Genomic DNA, 17,437 nt, shown 5'->3' on the forward strand with positions numbered 1-17,437 from the left:
GCTCAGCCTCCATAGGGTTCGAGGACGAGATCGCGGGTGACGATGACGCGCACCGGGAAGCCCGGCCGGATCGTCAGCGTCGGTGCGACCTCCAACTGGCGCTGGACAATCTGCTGGCCGGCGTCGTTGACCGTATCCTGGGCGCCGTTGCGGATGGCCTGAATCAGACGGTCGTCGTCATCCAGAGTGAGTTCGGCCCCGACCGAAAGAAGGGTCGAGAGGCCGGCGGCCTTGGCCAGGTCCCACCAGTGATAATCGACCCCGTCTTCAAGTCCGGCATAGCCTTGGGTATCGGCGCCGGGCTGGCGTTCGAGAACGATCGAACGGCCGTTGGGGAAGATCAGCCGGTTCCAGACGAGCAGCACACGCCGGTCGCCGAAGGTGACGTCGTTGCTGTACTCGCCGATGATGCGCGTGCCCTGCGGGACTAGCACCATGCTGCCGGTGGGACTGTCGTAAGTGTGCTGGGTGACCTGCGCCGTGATCTGGCCGGGAAGGTCCGACCGGATGCCGGTAATCAGCGCTGCCGGAATGACGGACCCGGCCTGCAGCACAAAGGGTGAGGCCGGTGGCATGACGCGGTCGAGCGCCACGGTGCGTCGGTCCACCGGAGCGTTGAGGAAGGCAAGATCGTTGTTCTGTGCGGCGCCCGGCTGGTTGCCGAGACTAAGCCCTGCGATGTTGGGTGCCAATGTTTCCCGCGCAGCGCCTGGTGCGGTCTGGAAGAAGACCCGGCTGGTGCGCGCCGCTTCCTCTTCGGCAAGCCGTCGTTGTTCCTCCGGATCGACGGTTGGTGCGTTGATCGCTGGTGGCGGGACGGGCTGTCCACGCTCCTGTGCATCGAGGATCGGACGGCCGAGATCGCCCGGAAGTGGCGGACCGAGCACCGGGCCGGTGTAGTCGCTGGGCAGGTCGTTCAATCCATCGGCGGTATTGCGGTTCTCGGTCGAATAAAGTTCGTCGCTGCCAGCGCCATTGTCGGGCGTCTGAAGCGCGTAGATCAGGGCGCCGCCGACCCCGAGCGCTCCGACCAGACCGAGGCCGGCGAGAACGCGGCGCGAGAGCCGCGTGACGCGCGGCGGGGTTCCCCGGAGGCGCATCGGGTCGGTCGTATCGTCGGTCAGCGCGTCGAGCGGCACTTCCGCTTCGCTGGTGTTGTCGATGTCACTCATGATCCGGGCCTCCCGTCGGTGCGCACGATCCTGACGGTCTGCTGGCGATCGCCGCTGCCGAGCCGCAGTTCGGCCGCCGCGAAGATGCGGTCCACGATCAGGATGTTTCGGTAGATGCGGCTATTGACGATTTCCGGCTCGCCATCCGACCCGAGGACGAAGAGCGGCGGCATCTCGCCCTGCACGATCCCGGCGGGGAAGACGATGTAGACCCGTCGCCCGTCATCGAAGACCGAGACCGGCCGCCAGGGCGGGCTGTCACCCTGCAATCCGTAGCGGTAGTGGCGGGCCGATGCGGCCGGGATCCTCGGTGTTGTGGGCGTGGCGCGCTGCGTGGCCGGGGGCTGTGGATAGGCCCATGCGACCGCTGGCATGTAGGGATCGTCGCGCGACCGCAACTCGATCATGTAGGTCCTGCGGTCTGTGGTGATGACGAGATTGGTCACGATGTCGGGTCTTGTCGGCTTGACGAGGATATGGACGCGCCGGGACGTTCCCGAACCGCTCTCCGTGTCGCCGATGATCCAGCGAGCGGTATCGCCAGCCGCGATCGGCCCGGCGCCGGTCAGCGCTTCGCCCGGTTCGAGCGCGATGTTGGTGATCTGGCCGGGCGCGGCATAGACCTGATAGAGCGCGCCCTCGCTCCAGGGGTAGATCTGGATGGCGTTGTAATAGCCCTCCCGGCGAGGCTCGACTCGAGCGGCCACATTGGCATTCTCGACTTGTCCCGTTGGTGTGGAAGATGCCTGTCCACCTCGCGCGACCGTCCAGGCCGGCGGCGTGTGGAGCGGCCTCGGCCGTTCATCGACCGCGGGTCGCTCGACTCTCGGCAGCGGCGGCACGCTGTTGTCATAGCTGATCTCCGGCGGGCGATAGGTGGCGCATCCGGCGAGCGCGGATGCGGAAATCAGCACAAGCGGCAACGCGGCTTTACGGAGAACCGGAAGCGCGGGTCTGCGGATAACTACGCTCATTGACCCATCTCCCGCGACCAGTTGATGGCGTTGACGTAGATCCCGAGCGGGTTGGCGCGCAGCCTCTCGACGTCGCGCGGCGGCTGGATGACGATGGTCAGGATTGCGGTCCATCTCTCCGTCGCGGAAAGCTGGCCGTTCTCGTAATGCCGCTCGGTCCATGCCACGCGGAAGGAATTCGGCGAGGCACGAATGACGCTGGAGACCTCCACGGCGATCTGCTGACGCCCGACCCGTGTGAACGGGTCGTTGGCGCGGGCATAGTCGTTGAGCGCCAGCGCGCCGCGATCGGTGGTGAACTCGTAAGCGCGCAGCCAGTTCTGGCGCACGATGATCGCGTCGGCGGGGATCGCGCGCACCTGCTCGATGAAGTGCGCCAAATGGAATGCGATCTGCGGATCACTCGGCTCGAAGCTGGCCTCGGCAGGGCCGACCGCGTGCGCCTCACCGAGATTGTCGACCTCGACGACCCAGGGCACGACGGTGCCGGTCGTGGATTGCCAGACCAGGGCGCTTGCGAAGCCACCGGAGAGGATCAGGCAGCCGAACGCCATCAAACGCCAGTTGCGGGCCTGCACGCGCGCCGAGCCGATGCGCTCGTCCCAGACCTGCGCCGCTCGTTGATATGGCGTCTCCGGTTCGGGGGCTTTGCCGTAGTGGGTGGTGGATCGTTTGAAGAAGCTCATGAGCGATTTCCCTCAGAAAGATTGACAGAACTGGCGCCGCCGTGGCTGTCGCCGGAGCGCACGGCATGCGCAGCGGCCTGGACGCCGTGGGAGAGACGCTGCGAGCGCTTCATGCGCTTCGCCCAGTCAGGCGCACCATCGGTTGGTGTGGATGGAGCTGCGGTGGAACCCGCTGTGCTGGCTCCGCCGCCCAGTGTCCCGCCGGTGGTTTCAAAGGCCGATCGAGCGCCCGACTGAAAACTCTGTCGCATGCTGCCCGAAGCGCTGGACGCGGCGCGCCGCAACGGCGACGTCGCGGCCTTCGCGCCTGTGCTCGCCACCGCGCCGAGACCGGAAGCAACGCCGGCAGCGCCGGACTGACCGGCCGATCCTAGGCTATAGGCAGTTGCGGCTCCACCTGCGGCCGATGCGCCGCCGCGCGCGGCGGCGGCCGTACCGGAGAGCGCCATGCCGCCGCCTCTCGCTGCGAGACCCGCGGCACCGGCACCCGCCAGGGCAGCGCCACCCACGGCAAGCCCGGTTCCGACCGCAGCACCCGCGCCGAGTTGCGGCCCTCCGGAAACGATGCCGTTGGCGATGCCCGGCCCGAAAATTCCGAGGCCAAGCAGTGACAGCGCCGCGAGCACCACGGCCATGGCCTCGTCGATTGTGGGGGTAACGCCGCCGAAGCCGGCGGTGAACTGCGAGAACAGGGTCGAGCCGATGCCGATGATGACAGCAAGGACCAGCACCTTGATGCCCGAGGAGATGACGTTGCCGAGCACCCGCTCGGCCATGAAGGCGGTCTTGCCGAAAAGGCCGAAGGGAATGAGGACGAACCCGGCGAGTGTCGTCAGCTTGAACTCGATCAGGGTGATGAAGAGCTGGATCGAAAGGATGAAGAAGGCGAGCAGGACCAGCGCCCAGGCAAAAAGCAGGCAGGCGATCTGGATGAAGTTCTCGAAGAAGGCGACCCAGCCCATCAAGTCTGAGATGGATTCGAGCAGGGGCCGGGCCGCATCGAGCCCGGTCTGCGCGACACGACCCGGACGCATCAGATCGGCGGCGGTGAAGCCGGTGCCGGACGCCATCAGGCCGAGGCCGGCGAAGCTCTCGAAGACGATGCGGGCGAGATTGTTCCAGTTGCCGATGATGTAGGCGAAGACGCCAACAAAGAGGGTCTTCTTGACGAGCCGTGCGATGATGTCGTCGTCGGCGCCCCACGACCAGAAGAGCGCGGCGAGCGTCACGTCGATGACGATCAGCGTGGTGGCGATGAAGGCGACCTCGCCGCCGAGCAGACCGAAGCCGCTGTCGATATAGCTGGTGAAGACCCCCAGGAAATTGTCGATGACGCCGGTGCCGCCCATGGATCGCTATTCCTCGTCTCTGGATGTGGCGCCGGACGGTGCGCGGCCGAGGAAACGGTCGCGGGTCTCAGCCCAGACCGCGAGACACTCGGCGTCGCGAACAGCGGCCTCACCGAGTTGCTGGCAGCGGCGCTGTTCCGCGCGCAGCGGGTCGGCGGAGGGCGCAAACGCTGGCGCGGGAGCCAGTCGCGCGGGTTCGTCCTCGCGCGTCAATTCGATCACTGTCGCCGTCATGGCGAAGGTGACGAAGACGATTGCCCCGATCCGCGCCAGCGTCTTCCCCTCCATCGCTCCCTCCTTTCCGGCCATTGGCCGCGTCAGTTGCCGCCTGTGTTGAACATCTGCGCGTTGCCAGGTTGGTAGCCGCTGCCGGGCGTCAGGAAGCGCTCGCGTTGGACGCGCCCCTGTTCGGCAGCGGCGGCGCGTTCGGCGTCGGTCAGCGCCTGGGCGCGGCCATTGGCGGCAATTACGGCCGTGAGGTCGGATAGTTGCTGTGCTTGCAATGCGAGGAGCTGATTGCCGGCCTGGGTCGCCTGCAGCGCGCCAGTCGCGCCTTGGCTTTGGTCCACCAGCGCTTCCATCTGGGCGCGGTTGGTCTCGATGTTGCCGACGACGCCGGCCTGGACGCGCATCGCGTCCTGCAGACCGCCAACGGTGTTTTCCCAGCGCGAGCGGGCATCGGCGACGAGCTGCTGCTCGGAAGCGCTCATGTCGATATTGGCGTATTTCTGTTGGAAGGCCTGGTCGATCTGCTGGACGTCGAAGGCGATGTTCTGGGCCTGCTGAAGCAGGGATTGCGTGCGGCCGACGGCCTGTTGAAGCTGCTGGAGCGACGAGTACGGCAGGTTGGCGAGATTGCGCGCCTGGTTGATGAGCATCTGGGCTTCGTTCTGAAGCTGTGTGATCTGATTGTTGATCTGCTCGAGCGCGCGGGCCGCCTGCAGCACGTTCTGCGCATAGTTGGTGGGATCATAGACGATCCATGCCGCCGAGGCCGGTGGCGCTAGCACCATCGGCAGGACCGCCACCGGTGCGGCGATGAGCGCGGCGGCAAATCGTGCCGCGCGCGAACGGGATTTACGTGTCTTCATGGTCAGTCTCCTTCTTGGGCTGGGGGGGTGAGATTGCTGAGATCGGGAATGAGATCGGCCGCCCAGTCGACGCCGCGCTCGCGCAGCCAGGCGGCGAGGAAGTCCGTGCGGCCATGTTCGGCAAAGATGCGCGCGATAGCGGTCTGGTCGGTCTTGGCGGAGGTGGCGCAGAGCGCCAGCGCCACTTCGCTGAGGCCGAGCTCGAACAGCCGGTTGCCGCGCCGCGATTGGCAGTAATAGTCGCGCTTGGGCGTGGCCCGCGCGAGGATCTCGATCTGGCGGTCATTGAGGCCGAAGCGTCGATAGATCGCGGTGATCTGCGGCTCGATCGCGCGCTCGTTCGGGAGGAGCAACCGTGTCTGGCAGCTCTCGATGATGGCCGGCGCGATCGCCGAACCGTCGATATCGCTGAGGCTCTGCGTGGCAAAGACGACCGAGGCGTTCTTCTTCCTCAGCGTCTTCAGCCATTCGCGAAGCTGGCCGGCAAATCCCTCGTCATCGAGCGCCAGCCAGCCCTCGTCGATGATGATGAGCGTCGGTGAGCCGTCGAGCCGGTCCTCGATGCGATGGAAGAGATAGGCGAGGACCGCGGGCGCCGCGCCGGTGCCGATCAGCCCCTCGGTCTCGAAGGCCTGCACGGTCGCTTCGCCAAGGTGCTCGGTCTCCGCATCGAGCAGCCGTCCGTAGGCGCCGCCGACGCAATAGGGCCTGAGCGCCTGTTTGAGATCGTTGGACTGGAGCAACACGGCCAAGCCGGTGATCGTGCGTTCCCCGGCAGGGGCCGACGCGAGCGAAGTGAGCGCCGTCCAGAGGCGCTCCTTCACCTCCGGTGTGATCTCGACGCCTTCGCGCGTCAGGATCGCCGCGACCCAGTCTGCCGCCCAGGCCCGCTCGGCCGCCTCTTCGAGGCGCGAAAGCGGTTGCAGCGAAACGCTCTGGTCATCGCCGTCGGTCAGGCCGCCGCCCAGATCATGCCAGTCGCCGCCCATAGCGAGAGCGGCGGCGCGGATCGAGCCGCCGAAGTCGAAGGCAAACACCTGGGCGCCGGCATAGCGGCGGAACTGCAGCGCCATCAGGGCCAGCAGGACGGACTTGCCCGCGCCGGTCGGGCCGACGACGAGCATGTGCCCGACATCGCCGACATGAAGGGAAAACCGGAACGGGGTCGAGCCCTCGGTCTTGCCGAACAGCAGCGGGGGCGCGGCAAGGTGCTCGTCCCGTTCCGGCCCCGCCCACACGGCACTGAGGGGGATCATGTGGGCGAGATTGAGCGTGGAGATCGGCGGCTGCCGGACATTGGCGTAGACATGTCCGGGCAGCGAGCCGAGCCACGCATCGACGGCGTTGATGGTCTCCGGCATTGCCGTGAAGTCGCGGCCCTGGATGACCTTCTCGACCAGACGCAGCTTCTCGTCGGCGACACGCGGATCGGCGTCCCACACCGTCACCGTCGCGGTGACATAGGCGACACCGGCATAGTCCGCACCGAGCTCCTGCAGGGCGAGATCGGCATCGGCGGCCTTGTTCGATGCATCGGTGTCGACCAGCACCGAAGCTTCGTTGGTCATCACCTCCTTGAGGATCGCAGCGATCGACTTGCGCTTGGCGAACCACTGGCGCCGGATGCGGGTCAGCAGCTTGGTCGCCTCGGTCTTGTCCATGAGGATGGCGCGGGTCGACCAGCGATAGGGAAAGGCGAGCCGGTTGAGCTCGTCGAGCAGACCGGGCGTGGTCGCCGTCGGGAAACCTGTGATGGTCAGGACGCGCAGATGCTCGTCGCCGAGCCGTGGTTCCAATCCGCCGGCGAGTGGTTGATCGGCGAGTAGCGCGTCCAAATACATTGGCGTCTCGGGGACGCGAACACGGTGGCGCTTCGTCGAGACGCAACCGTGCAGGTAGGTCAACGTGTCGGCGTCATCGAGCCAGCGGCATTCGGGCATGAAGGCGTCGACCAGGCGGAGCACGCGATCGGTGCGGTCGGCAAAGCCGGTCAGGATCTCATGCGGATCGATGCCCTTGGTCTCGCGGCCTTCATAGAGCCAGCTCTCGGCGCGTGCGGCATCCTCGGCGGGCGGCAGATAGGTGAAAGTGAGAAAGTAGCTCGACTCGAAATGCGCCCCGGCTTCCTCGAAGCTCGCCTTGCGCTCGGCATCGACCAATGCGGAGGCTGCATCAGGAAAGTGGCTGTCGGGATAGAGGTTCGAGGGGTGGCGCTGCGCTTCGACAAAGATCGCCCAGCCCGAACCGAGACGGCGGAAAGCATTGTTCAGCCTGCCGGCAACAGCAATGAGCTCTGCGGGAACTGCGGAGTCGAGGTCCGGACCCCGGAACCGCGCCGTGCGCTGAAAGCTGCCGTCCTTGTTGAGGACGGTGCCTTGGCCGACCAGCGCCACCCAGGGCAGATAGTCGGCGAGCCGGGTGTTGCGATTGCGGTATTCGGCAAGGTTCATCATGCTTGAACTCCCCGCCACCAAACAGACTGGAGCATCGAATGGATGATGATCTCGAAGACATGGACCGCGATGCCCTGATCGCGGAGGTGAAGAAACTGCGGGCCGGTATCCGGGCGCACCGGGACAATTCCGGCCACGATCTGTGCTGGCACCATCCCCAGCTCTGGGGACTGTTGCCCGAGCCGATCGATCCGAACGTTGCCGTCCCGCCCTGGCCGAAGTTCATGCGGGGCTGCGTCGCCTATCGCGAAGCGCTCGCGCGTGAGTTGGCCGATGCGCCGGTGCACGACAAGGAGTTCGACGAAGAGTGATCTGATCGCTCGTGGCATCGCTCAGACTCCCAGATGCGCGGGAATGCGCAGATGGCGGCGACCGACCTCGACGAAGAGCGGGTCACGCTTGGCGGCCCAGACCGCCACGAGATGACCGATTGCCCAGATCGCAATGCCGACCAGCCAGAGCCGCAGGCCGAGGCCGACCGCTCCGGCGAGCGTGCCGTTCATGATGGCGATCGCGCGCGGCGCACCGCCCAGCAGGATCGGTTCGGTCAGCGCCCGGTGAACCGGCACGGAAAAGCCGAGCAGTTCTCCGCCCTGGTCGGAGGCGCCAGCCATCAGACCAGCACCCCGCCGCCGAAGGAGAAGAAGGAGAGGAAGAAGGAACTCGCCGCGAAGGCGATCGACAGGCCGAAAACGATCTGGATCAGGCGCCGGAACCCGCCGGACGTGTCGCCGAAAGCGAGCGTCAGGCCGGTGATGATAATGATGATTACGGCGATGATCTTGGCGACCGGACCCTCGATGGATTCGAGGATGGACTGAAGCGGCGCCTCCCAGGGCATAGAGGAGCCGGAGGCATGCGCGGCGGGCGCCATCATTACGGCGATGACCGCCACCAATACGGCGGTCGCCAGTCTCTGGCGCGTGTTATGCAGAATCTGCTTCATGGGAGCTGTCCTTTGCGGTTGCTGTGGGAAGAGGTGCGTCCGGAGCGGCGATCGCTCCCGCGAGGCGATAATCGCCGTCGGGCGTGAGGCCCTCGACGCGGGCGAGCTCTGCGAGGCGGCGCGCGGAGCCGCGTCCCGACAGCACGGCCACGAGATCGATCGTCTCCGCGATAAGAGCGCGCGGGACGGTGACGACGGCTTCCTGAATGAGCTGTTCGAGACGGCGCAGCGCGCCGAGCGCTGTGCCGGCATGGATCGTGCCGACGCCACCGGGATGGCCGGTGCCCCAGGCCTTAAGAAGATCGAGCGCCTCGCTACCGCGGACCTCGCCGATGGGGATGCGGTCTGGCCGCAAGCGCAGGGACGAGCGGACGAGATCGGAGAGCGAAGCGACGCCGTCCTTCGTCCGCATTGCGACGAGATTCGGCGCGGCGCATTGCAACTCGCGCGTATCCTCGATGATAACGACGCGATCGGTGGTCTTCGCGACCTCCGCCAGCAGAGCATTGGTGAGCGTGGTCTTGCCCGTGGAGGTGCCGCCGGCGACGAGGATGTTGGCGCGCGCGGTGACGCCGTCGCGCAGGGCCGATGCCTGCGTGGCCGTCATTATGCTGGCGACGACATAGTCATCGAGGGAGAACACGGCCACGGCGGGCTTGCGGATCGCGAAAGCCGGCGCCGCCACGACCGGCGGCAGAAGCCCCTCGAACCGCTCCCCCGTTCCGGGCAGCTCTGCCGAGACGCGCGGGCTCGCCGTATGGACCTCGGCACCCACATGGTGAGCGACCAGCCGGATGATGCGTTCACCGTCCTCCGGTGCCAGCCGCTCGCCCGTATCCGACAGGCCTTCGGAGAGGCGGTCGATCCAGAGGCGCCCGTCCGGGTTCAGCATCACCTCGACGACGCCCGGGTCTTCGAGAAACCCCGCGATGGCCGGACCGAGCGCGGTGCGCAGCATCCGCGCGCCTCGAGCGATCCCTTCCGAATTGTGATGTGAGGCTGCCATCCGATCCCCGATTCCAACGGGGACAAACAAACGATCCCCATGCGGGGATGATTAAAAGAGCCGCATTTAGGGCTGATTCAACAAGGAATTAGCAGCGTCGTAGTGTAGCGTGCAATGACAGGGACACGGCGGTGCGGGATGCTGCTATACTCTGTAACTTCCATTCTGTTTGTCGAACGGGGATGAAATGCGACTCGCCGTCTACAATGTGGAGAACCTTTTCGACCGTGCGAAGGCGATGAACCTGGACACATGGGCCGAAGGTCGTCCGGTTCTCGAGAGGTTTGCCGCATTGAACGGCTTGCTCGGCCAAGTAGCGTACAGCGCGGCAGATAAAGGGAAGATGGCCAAGCTAATCATTGAGCTTGGAATGGAAAAGTCCGACACCGGTCCGTTCGTCCTTTTGCGCCGAAATAGAGGTGGACTGCTAAAGCGCCCGAAATCGGGTGGCGTTGAGATTACTGCTGATGGCCGCGCCGACTGGGTTGGGACTCTGGAACTGCGGGACGAACCTATCAACGAGCACGCCATGCGCAACACTGCACGGGTCATGAGCGATCTTGAGGCAGACGTGTTGGGCGTGGTGGAAGCCGAGAGTCGACCAGTGCTTTCCGCGTTCAATCGAGAGATTCTTCCCGCGGTGGATGGTAGTCCATTTCGACACGTCATGGTCATTGACGGCAATGACGAACGGGGCATTGACGTTGGGCTGATGTGTCGTGAGGGCTTTCCAATCGGGTCCATGCGCAGCCATGTCGATGACCGCACTCCGGATGGTCAAACAATCTTCTCGCGAGACTGTCCGGAGTTCGAGGTGACGACGCCCGCGGGAGCGAGACTGGTCGTCATGGTCAATCATCTCAAGAGCAAGGGATATGGTGGGAAAGCTGCATCGGATGCCCGTCGCCGCCTGCAGGCTGAGCGGGTCGCTCAGATCTACACCAGCTTGATCGATCAAGGTGTTGAATACGTCGCTGTCGTAGGTGACTTCAATGACACGCCCGACAGCAGTCCACTGGCTCCCCTCGTCGGAGAATCATCGCTAACTGACATCTTCGAGCATGACGCGTTCGACGATGGCGGTTACAGCGGGACTTACGGCTTGTGCAATGCTTCAAACAAGATTGACTACATGCTCCTCTCGCCCGCGCTCCTGGCAAAGGTTGAGAAGGGTGGCGTATTTCGCAAAGGCATGTGGCCGGGGTCACGACCAAAGCGATGGGACACCTATTCGGAACTGGAACGGCCGAGAGACGCAGGCTCCGATCACGCAGCCTTATGGGCTGACCTAAATATCTGACTCCATGCTCGACCTGCCGAAGGACGCCGGAGTATCGTGTCCCGGCATGTCCTCCGATATCTCCTGCCGGAGCTTCGGTCCCTTCGCTAGGCGGCGGCCAAGCGCAGTAATGAACGCCTCGTAGCGTTCTGCGGCTTTGGCACGGGCAGCCTGGGCAGCTGGTTCAGGCAGGGCCGGCGTCGTGGTCAGCCAGAACCGAATGAAGACGGCAAGCGTCTCGACGGAAATCCCAAGATCGCGTTCCAGACGGGTCATGCGGCGATCAATCTGATCCAGCCTTTTGGCGAGGACGGCCTCACGCCTTTCGGCATCGTCCGGCGAGAGGAAGGACGCGATCGCCGCCTCAGCGATCGTCGACTGCGATTGTTCGCGACGCGCCGCAAAGTCCGCGAGCATCGTCATTATGTCCGGATCGAGATAGACGGAGATCTGTGTCTTTTTCCTGCGGCCGGGCATGGGCTAAAGATCCATTCCGTCCTTCGGGTCGAGCGAGACCTGCCGCGCCACCCGTTGCATCGTGCGGTTCATCCGGCTGTTGCACGCGGCTTCTTCCTGATCGTCATCGAGGGGATCGATCTCGAACTCGTTTTCGATGGGCTCCTTCTTCTCAACGGGTTGGGTGCGGCTAAGCTCCGGCTGGCGCCGCCGTTCGGAATCGGTGGTGTCCTCCTCGTCGCCAGCGCTGCCAGCGCTACTGGCGTGAAGCGTCGGCTTAGGCGGCAACGGCAGCGTGCTCCATTCGTCTTTTTCGGTCTCGGCAGACTCTGCTCTGGACGGTGGGGGCAGAATCCGGTTCTGGAAACGCCGGTCCTCATAGTAGCGAACCTTCTTGGCGCGGATCGGCGATGTGCCGGCGACCATGACGATTTCGTCTGCCGGCGGAAGCTGCATGACCTCACCGGGCGTCAGAAGCGGCCGCGCGGTTTCCTGGCGTGATACCATAAGATGACCGAGCCAGGGCGAGAGCCTGTGTCCGGCATAGTTCTTCATCGCCCGCATTTCGGTTGCCGTGCCGAGCGCATCGGACACGCGCTTGGCGGTGCGTTCGTCATTGGTCGCGAAACTCACCCGTACGTGGCAATTGTCGAGGATCGAATTGTTCGGCCCGTAGGCCTTCTCGATCTGGTTCAGCGACTGCGCGATCAGGAAGCTCTTGAGCCCGTAGCCTGCCATGAAGGCGAGCGCGCTTTCGAAGAAGTCGAGGCGGCCGAGCGCGGGAAACTCGTCCAGCATCAGCAGTAGCTTGTGCCGCGTGGTCTTGGCCTGCAGGTCTTCGGTCAGACGCCGGCCGATCTGGTTGAGGATCAAACGGATGAGGGGCTTGGTGCGATTGATGTCGGAGGGCGGTACGACGAGATAGAGCGTCGCCGGGCGCTTGCCGGCGACCATATCGGCGATGCGCCAATCGCAGCGGCGCGTCACTTTGGCGACAACGGGATCGCGGTAGAGCCCGAGAAACGACATTGCCGTGGAGAGGACACCGGAGCGCTCGTTGTCCGACTTGTTGAGGAGTTCACGGGCCGCGCTGGCGATGACCGGGTGTGGACCGGCTTCGCCCAGATGCGCTGTCTTCATCATGGCGGCGAGCGTGGATTCGATGGGGCGCTTGGGATCGGACAGGAAGGCTGCGACGCCGGCGAGCGTCTTGTCCTTCTCGGCATAGAGGACATGGAGAATGGCGCCGACCAGGAGCGCGTGGCTGGTTTTCTCCCAGTGATTGCGCTTTTCCAGCGAGCCTTCAGGATCGACGAGGATGTCGGCGATGTTCTGGACGTCGCGGACTTCCCATTCACCGCGGCGAACTTCGAGCAACGGATTGTAGGCGGAGGACTCGGGGTTGGTTGGATCGAACAGGAGCACGCGGCCGTGCCGGGCTCGAAAGCCTGCCGTGAGCTGCCAATTCTCGCCCTTGATGTCGTGGACGATGGCCGAGCCCGGCCAGGTCAGCAGCGAGGGTATAACAAGGCCGACGCCCTTACCCGAGCGGGTCGGCGCGAAGCACAGAACATGCTCGGGGCCGTCGTGGCGTAGATAGTCTCCCTTTAGCTTGCCAAGCACCACACCGTCGGGACCGAGCAGGCCGGCGGCGTTCACCTCATCGGGTTTCGCCCAACGCGCTGATCCGTAGGTATCGACACTTTGCGCCTCGCGAGCACGCCAGACAGACATGAGGATTGCGGTTGCGATTGCGATGAAGCCGCCGGACGCTGCGATGACGGCGCCCTCGATGAAGATCGGCGGCGCATAGGCATCGTAGAAATACCACCACCAGAAGAAGGCCGGCGGATAGTATATCGGCCAGCCCGATATATCGAACCAAGGCGTGCCGAGTTGCGGCTGAAAGCCGAGACGCCAGGCGGTCCACTGCGTCGCCGCCCAAGTGGTGATGAGGACGATCGTGAAAACGATGAGGATTTGTCCCCATAGGATTTTCGTACCCGACATAGCTCAAGATCCATGCAAATACGGGTAGGCTGAGGGGCGCGAACGGGACCAACAAGATGGTTCCGCCGTCGGTCGCAGGAACGGCGGCTCTTGGTTAAACAACGGCGTAGTGAAGTCGGGAAGAGACCCACAAAAGGGATCGTCTGCTATGCCGACAATGCCGCGACCTCTGGCGCTCAGCTACGCGCTCTCGAGGCGTCGATCTCCGCTGCTAGCTGTTGGCACTTGGCGCTTGCCCATTCGTGCGCATCGGCGCCGAACAGGAGTCGCCGCGCAGGGTCGGGAACCGCCGCTTCGGCGATGATCTGGGCCGCGAGCGCCTCGGGGTCGTTTTGCTGCGCGCCGTTCGCTTGCGTGATGAAGGTTCGGAAAGCGGCCACCGCCTCAGCATAGTCCGCAATGTCTTCCGCGCCCTGCCGAGCCGTGGACGGATCGAGAAAGTTCGTGCGCATCATCCCCGGCTCCACGATGAGAGAGCGGATACCGAGCGGTGCGATCTCTTCGGCGACGCCTTCCATCCAGCCTTCGAGCGCGAACTTGGACGCCGAGTAGACCGATCCGCCGGGGTTTGAGACGAGGCCGTTCACCGAGGAGATAGTGACCACGAGGCCCGAGCGCTGCCGGCGCATCGTCGGCAGCACCGCGCGCGCCACGTTCATCGCCCCGAAGAGGTTGATCTCGAACTGTCGGCGCACGTCCTCGTCCTGGATCGTCTCGAACCATCCGAGCTGCGCGCGACCGGCGTTGTTGACCAATATGTCGATCCGCCCGAATGCATCAATGGCCGCGTCATGCGCAGCCGACGCTGCCCGGGCATCGGTCACGTCGAGCGGCAGCACGAGCAGGCTATCATTTGGAGCGGAGAGGCGTTCTGCGAGCCCGTCTACGGTCTGGCTGGTCGCCACGACCTTGTCGCCAGCGCGCAGTGCATCGCGGGCGAGCAGATATCCCAGGCCTCTGCCGGCCCCGGTGATGAACCATACCTTCTCAGTCACTGTAACCTCCTCTTGGCTTGCCGATCTGATATTAGCTCATCGATGCTGTGCGCGATTAGTGCTTGGGAATTTATTAGATCAAGTAGTAGAGCTACTGAATGGATCCTCGTAAGTTCTCCGATCTCGTCATCTTCCATCGCGTCGCCGCTGAGGGCAGTTTCACCGCCGCGGCACGCACCCTCGGAGTGACCCAGTCCGCCGTCAGCCAGACGGTGAAGCGTCTCGAGGGCGATCTGGGGATCAGGTTGTTGTCCCGCTCGACACGCAGCCTTACCCCGACCGCGGCGGGAGAGCGGCTGCTGGACACGCTCACCCCGGTGATCGCGGAGATCGATGCAGAGATCGAGGATCTGGAACAGTTGCGCGAGCAACCTGGCGGACGTCTGCGGGTGACCTGCGGCAAACACGCTGCCGATACGCTCGTCTGGCCGGCCTTCTCACGGCTGATCGCGGCGCATCCCGAGATCGAGGGAGAACTGAGCGTGGAGAACCGGTATGTCGATATCGTCGCAGAGCGGTTCGACATCGGGATACGTCTGCGCGAGGATCTGGAGATGGACATGATCGCGGTGCCCGTGGGTCCTCCCCTGAGAGCAGTCGTCGTGGGGGCGGCGGGTTATCTGGATACCTGCGATCCACCGCGCGCGCCGCGCCAGCTCTCGGCGCATCGCTGCATAGGTTACAGAAATGCCGGAGGCACCCTGTCGCAGTGGTCGTTCGAAAAGGATGGGCATGCGGAGACAGTGAAGGTCTCGCCGTCCGTTATCGTCAACGATGGTGACGCACTTGTGGCGGCAGCCTTCATGGGGATGGGCTTGGCCTACATGCTTGAGGACCTCGCCGCGCCCGCCCTTAAAGATGGTCGTCTTGTTGAAGTCCTTCCCGACTGGTGTCCCCGGTTTCCAGGCTATCATGCTTTCTATTCGAGCCGACGCCAGCCGACCCGCGCCTTCTCGTTGTTTCTCGAGAGCCTAAGGCAGGAGAGCAGGGAGAGAACTTTAGAGTAGGCGGCAAGGTCCCGAACGGGCGCGGTGCGCCGATTGCTCAACTGCTGGCACAGCTCGGTTTGTTGTGTTCACCTCCCCAACCCCCGCTTGCGGCCGAAGCTCCAGTCGACGCCGCCGTCGCCGCGCGCGACGCCGGAGATGTGGCGACCGAGATGTTTCTCCATCGACGGCGTCCAGGGCACGAGTTGGAAGCCGAGACCGTCGTCGATCATCGCGAAGCGGCCCGAGGCGAGCGTCAGACGCTGGCGATAGGCGCCGGCGACGTGTTCGCCGTTCCCGGCGTACTGGAACGGTTGCCCGGTCTTCGCCGCCAGCTTCTCGCCGACTTCGTCCACCTCGCGCCGGCGCAGCGTGTCAATGAGATTGCGACTGAAGACGATGCGCCGACTCTGCCGCTCGGCGAAGCCTTCCCCGATTAGATGGTCCGCCCGCCGGTCGAGAGCACCGCGCACTTCGGCACCGAAGCCGCTTTCGGAGAGCGCAGCGGGCTCGCGCGCGATGTTCTGCCGGTCGAGCCAGGTCGCCCCAGACGCGGTCACTTGGCGTTCGATGTCGAGATCGGAACGCACCGCGAGGGCGACGCGGCGGTTCCCGCGGGAATCGTCATAGGCGCGCAGCTCGACGATCGAGCCCGGCGTGCTGTCGCCGGCGGCATTGAGATCGGCGAGCTTGATGTGGTGACTCCGTCCATCAACGCCATCGACCACGGCATAGGCTGTGCACTTGAGCTCGTCGTCGAGGCCGCGCTCGACCAGACGCCCGACGATGGGCGCGTCGAGGCTTTCGGCCGCCAGCACGTAATGCGTCGAGGCGCGCTCGATGCCGCGATCGGTCAGGGCGCGATGCATGCGCTTGACGATGTCGCCGCGCTCGCCGAGTTCGCGCAACGTCGCCTCGGCCCTGTCACCGATCATCCATTGACCGGGGCCAACCTGCTCGGCAATGCCCAGCGTCTCCAGCTTGCGCAGCCGCCCGACCTTCAGCGCATGGAATGCGTCGGGCTGTTCGCCCGGCTGCGGGGCGAGGTCGATGATTCCGGTGCGCCGGCCGTCGCGCACGAGTTGACGGTCGAGTTGGGTCCAGCGCTCGGTCTCGATCTGGCTTTCGAGGGTGCGGCGAATATCGAGATCGGTGCGCGGGCCTAGCTCCTGGGTGATGAGATCGCGCGCCCGGTCGCGCATGCCTTCCTTGATATAGTCGCGAGCGATGACGAGGTCCTCGCCGTCGTCGCGTTTGCCGCGCACGATCAGATGGACATGCGGGTGTTCGGTGTTCCAGTGATCGACGGCCACCCAGTCGAGTTCGGTGCCGAGATCCTTCTCCATCTGCCCGACCAGATCGTTGGTGAAGGATCTGAGGTCGGACATCTCCAGCGCGTCGTCGGGCGAGACGATGAAGCGGAAATGATGCCGGTCGTCATCGCAGCGTTCGGTGAATGCCCTGCCGTCGGCTTCTTCCTCTCCCGGCCCGAACAGGCTCGCCTTCTCCCCGTCCCGTGTGACGCCGTCGCGGCGTAGATAGTCGATATGGGTGCCCAGCGGCGCGGCGCGGGCGGAATGGCGAACCACGCGCGCCTTAATGACCGCGCCGCGCGAGCGCGCGGAGATGAGGCGATTGGCCTGGATGCTGGCGCGCTGGCCGTGGCCGAACCGCGAGCGGTTGCCGGAGGTGATGCGCCCGGATCGCGACACGCCGCCGCCCGCCTTCTTCGCGGCCGCCAGCGCCTGGGCGATGAAGGGACGCGCCTGCTGCGCACGGGTCGAGCGGATGCGACCAGGGCGAACGCGGAACTCGTGATCATCGGCCATGGCATCGCTCCGCAATGTGCAGAAAAGACAGAAAATCCGTGAAGTTGAGCACTCCGCGCACATTGCGGCGAGGCTGGGCAATGTGCGGAACGCGCCAAAAAAACCTGCAAAAACAACCGACCGACCGGCACGCAAAGTGCGCCCTTTTATCCTGCCATCGGTCGGTTGTGGTTCCTGCGACTCCCCTTCGCGCCCTACATGACAC

17 protein-coding genes are annotated in these 17,437 nt (G+C 64.8%); 3 read left to right on the top strand and 14 right to left on the bottom strand.

All coding sequences use genetic code 11. The annotated features are described in order from the left end of the window. Nucleotides 1–2: 2 nt before the first annotated feature. From L338_RS10080 to trbE, 7 genes are read right to left on the bottom strand one after another with little or no spacing between them, the layout of a single operon-like run. Nucleotides 3–1,172, bottom strand: a complete 1,170-nt coding sequence (locus L338_RS10080; protein WP_022698257.1) for a TraB/TrbI/VirB10 family type IV secretion system protein — start codon at nt 1,170–1,172, stop codon at nt 3–5. After that, on the bottom strand, nt 1,169–2,146 hold the full coding sequence (gene trbG / locus L338_RS10085) for a P-type conjugative transfer protein TrbG (RefSeq protein WP_022698258.1): 978 nt from the start codon (nt 2,144–2,146) through the stop codon (nt 1,169–1,171). The genes L338_RS10080 and trbG overlap by 4 nt, the downstream gene beginning before the upstream one ends. Further along, nucleotides 2,143–2,832 (bottom strand): conjugal transfer protein TrbF, encoded by a 690-nt coding sequence (gene trbF / locus L338_RS10090; RefSeq protein WP_022698259.1) that lies wholly within the window; start codon nt 2,830–2,832, stop codon nt 2,143–2,145. The genes trbG and trbF overlap by 4 nt, the downstream gene beginning before the upstream one ends. Next, entirely contained in the window at nt 2,829–4,181 is a 1,353-nt protein-coding gene (trbL, locus tag L338_RS10095) for a P-type conjugative transfer protein TrbL (RefSeq protein ID WP_022698260.1), read from the bottom strand. Before trbL ends, trbF begins: the two co-directional genes overlap by 4 nt. 6 nt (nt 4,182–4,187) lie before the next feature. Next, entirely contained in the window at nt 4,188–4,469 is a 282-nt protein-coding gene (gene trbK-alt / locus L338_RS10100) for a putative entry exclusion protein TrbK-alt (RefSeq protein WP_022698261.1), read from the bottom strand. 29 nt (nt 4,470–4,498) lie between these two features. Next, nucleotides 4,499–5,272, bottom strand: coding sequence for a P-type conjugative transfer protein TrbJ (gene trbJ / locus L338_RS10105; protein ID WP_022698262.1), 774 nt, complete (start codon nt 5,270–5,272; stop codon nt 4,499–4,501). Between the two features lie 2 nt (nt 5,273–5,274). Then, a complete protein-coding gene (trbE, locus tag L338_RS10110; protein ID WP_022698263.1) occupies nt 5,275–7,725 on the bottom strand; it encodes a conjugal transfer protein TrbE in 2,451 nt (816 codons plus the stop codon). Between the two features lie 38 nt (nt 7,726–7,763). Between trbE and L338_RS10115 the strand changes: the two genes are divergently transcribed. Then, nucleotides 7,764–8,036, top strand: a complete 273-nt coding sequence (locus L338_RS10115; protein ID WP_022698264.1) for a hypothetical protein — start codon at nt 7,764–7,766, stop codon at nt 8,034–8,036. Between the two features lie 21 nt (nt 8,037–8,057). Here the strand turns inward: L338_RS10115 and L338_RS10120 are convergent, their stop codons facing one another. From L338_RS10120 to trbB, 3 genes are read right to left on the bottom strand one after another with little or no spacing between them, the layout of a single operon-like run. Further along, nucleotides 8,058–8,339, bottom strand: coding sequence for a VirB3 family type IV secretion system protein (locus tag L338_RS10120; protein WP_022698265.1), 282 nt, complete (start codon nt 8,337–8,339; stop codon nt 8,058–8,060). Then, entirely contained in the window at nt 8,339–8,671 is a 333-nt protein-coding gene (locus L338_RS10125) for a TrbC/VirB2 family type IV secretion system protein (RefSeq protein WP_022698266.1), read from the bottom strand. Before L338_RS10125 ends, L338_RS10120 begins: the two co-directional genes overlap by 1 nt. Further along, nucleotides 8,652–9,677 (bottom strand): P-type conjugative transfer ATPase TrbB, encoded by a 1,026-nt coding sequence (gene trbB / locus L338_RS10130; RefSeq protein WP_022698267.1) that lies wholly within the window; start codon nt 9,675–9,677, stop codon nt 8,652–8,654. Before trbB ends, L338_RS10125 begins: the two co-directional genes overlap by 20 nt. 187 nt (nt 9,678–9,864) lie before the next feature. Here trbB and L338_RS10135 point away from each other — a divergent pair, with 187 nt between their 5' ends. Beyond that, nucleotides 9,865–10,977 carry an endonuclease/exonuclease/phosphatase family protein gene (locus L338_RS10135; protein ID WP_022698268.1) on the top strand — a complete coding sequence of 371 codons (1,113 nt, stop codon included), beginning with the start codon at nt 9,865–9,867 and terminating at the stop codon, nt 10,975–10,977. On the opposite strand, the gene L338_RS10140 is transcribed toward L338_RS10135, so the two are convergent. From L338_RS10140 to L338_RS10150, 3 genes are all read right to left on the bottom strand, one after another. Then, complete coding sequence (locus L338_RS10140; RefSeq protein WP_022698269.1) at nt 10,966–11,433, bottom strand: CopG family transcriptional regulator; 468 nt, start codon at nt 11,431–11,433, stop codon at nt 10,966–10,968. The two genes, L338_RS10135 and L338_RS10140, sit on opposite strands and share 12 nt — an antisense overlap. A gap of 3 nt (nt 11,434–11,436) precedes the next feature. Further along, nucleotides 11,437–13,422, bottom strand: coding sequence for a conjugal transfer protein TraG (locus L338_RS10145; protein ID WP_027068446.1), 1,986 nt, complete (start codon nt 13,420–13,422; stop codon nt 11,437–11,439). A gap of 176 nt (nt 13,423–13,598) precedes the next feature. Then, a complete protein-coding gene (locus L338_RS10150; RefSeq protein WP_022698272.1) occupies nt 13,599–14,417 on the bottom strand; it encodes an SDR family oxidoreductase in 819 nt (272 codons plus the stop codon). Nucleotides 14,418–14,515: 98 nt separating this feature from the next. Between L338_RS10150 and L338_RS10155 the strand changes: the two genes are divergently transcribed. Further along, entirely contained in the window at nt 14,516–15,424 is a 909-nt protein-coding gene (locus tag L338_RS10155; RefSeq protein ID WP_022698273.1) for a LysR family transcriptional regulator, read from the top strand. A gap of 68 nt (nt 15,425–15,492) precedes the next feature. Here the strand turns inward: L338_RS10155 and L338_RS10160 are convergent, their stop codons facing one another. After that, nucleotides 15,493–17,232: a relaxase/mobilization nuclease domain-containing protein gene (locus L338_RS10160; RefSeq protein ID WP_022698274.1), complete on the bottom strand. Its 1,740-nt coding sequence runs from the start codon at nt 17,230–17,232 to the stop codon at nt 15,493–15,495. Nucleotides 17,233–17,437: the final 205 nt, after the last annotated feature.

Origin of the sequence: Euryhalocaulis caribicus, assembly GCF_000412185.1 — a bacterium.
GTDB classification, from domain to species: Bacteria; Pseudomonadota; Alphaproteobacteria; order Caulobacterales; family Maricaulaceae; genus Euryhalocaulis; species Euryhalocaulis caribicus.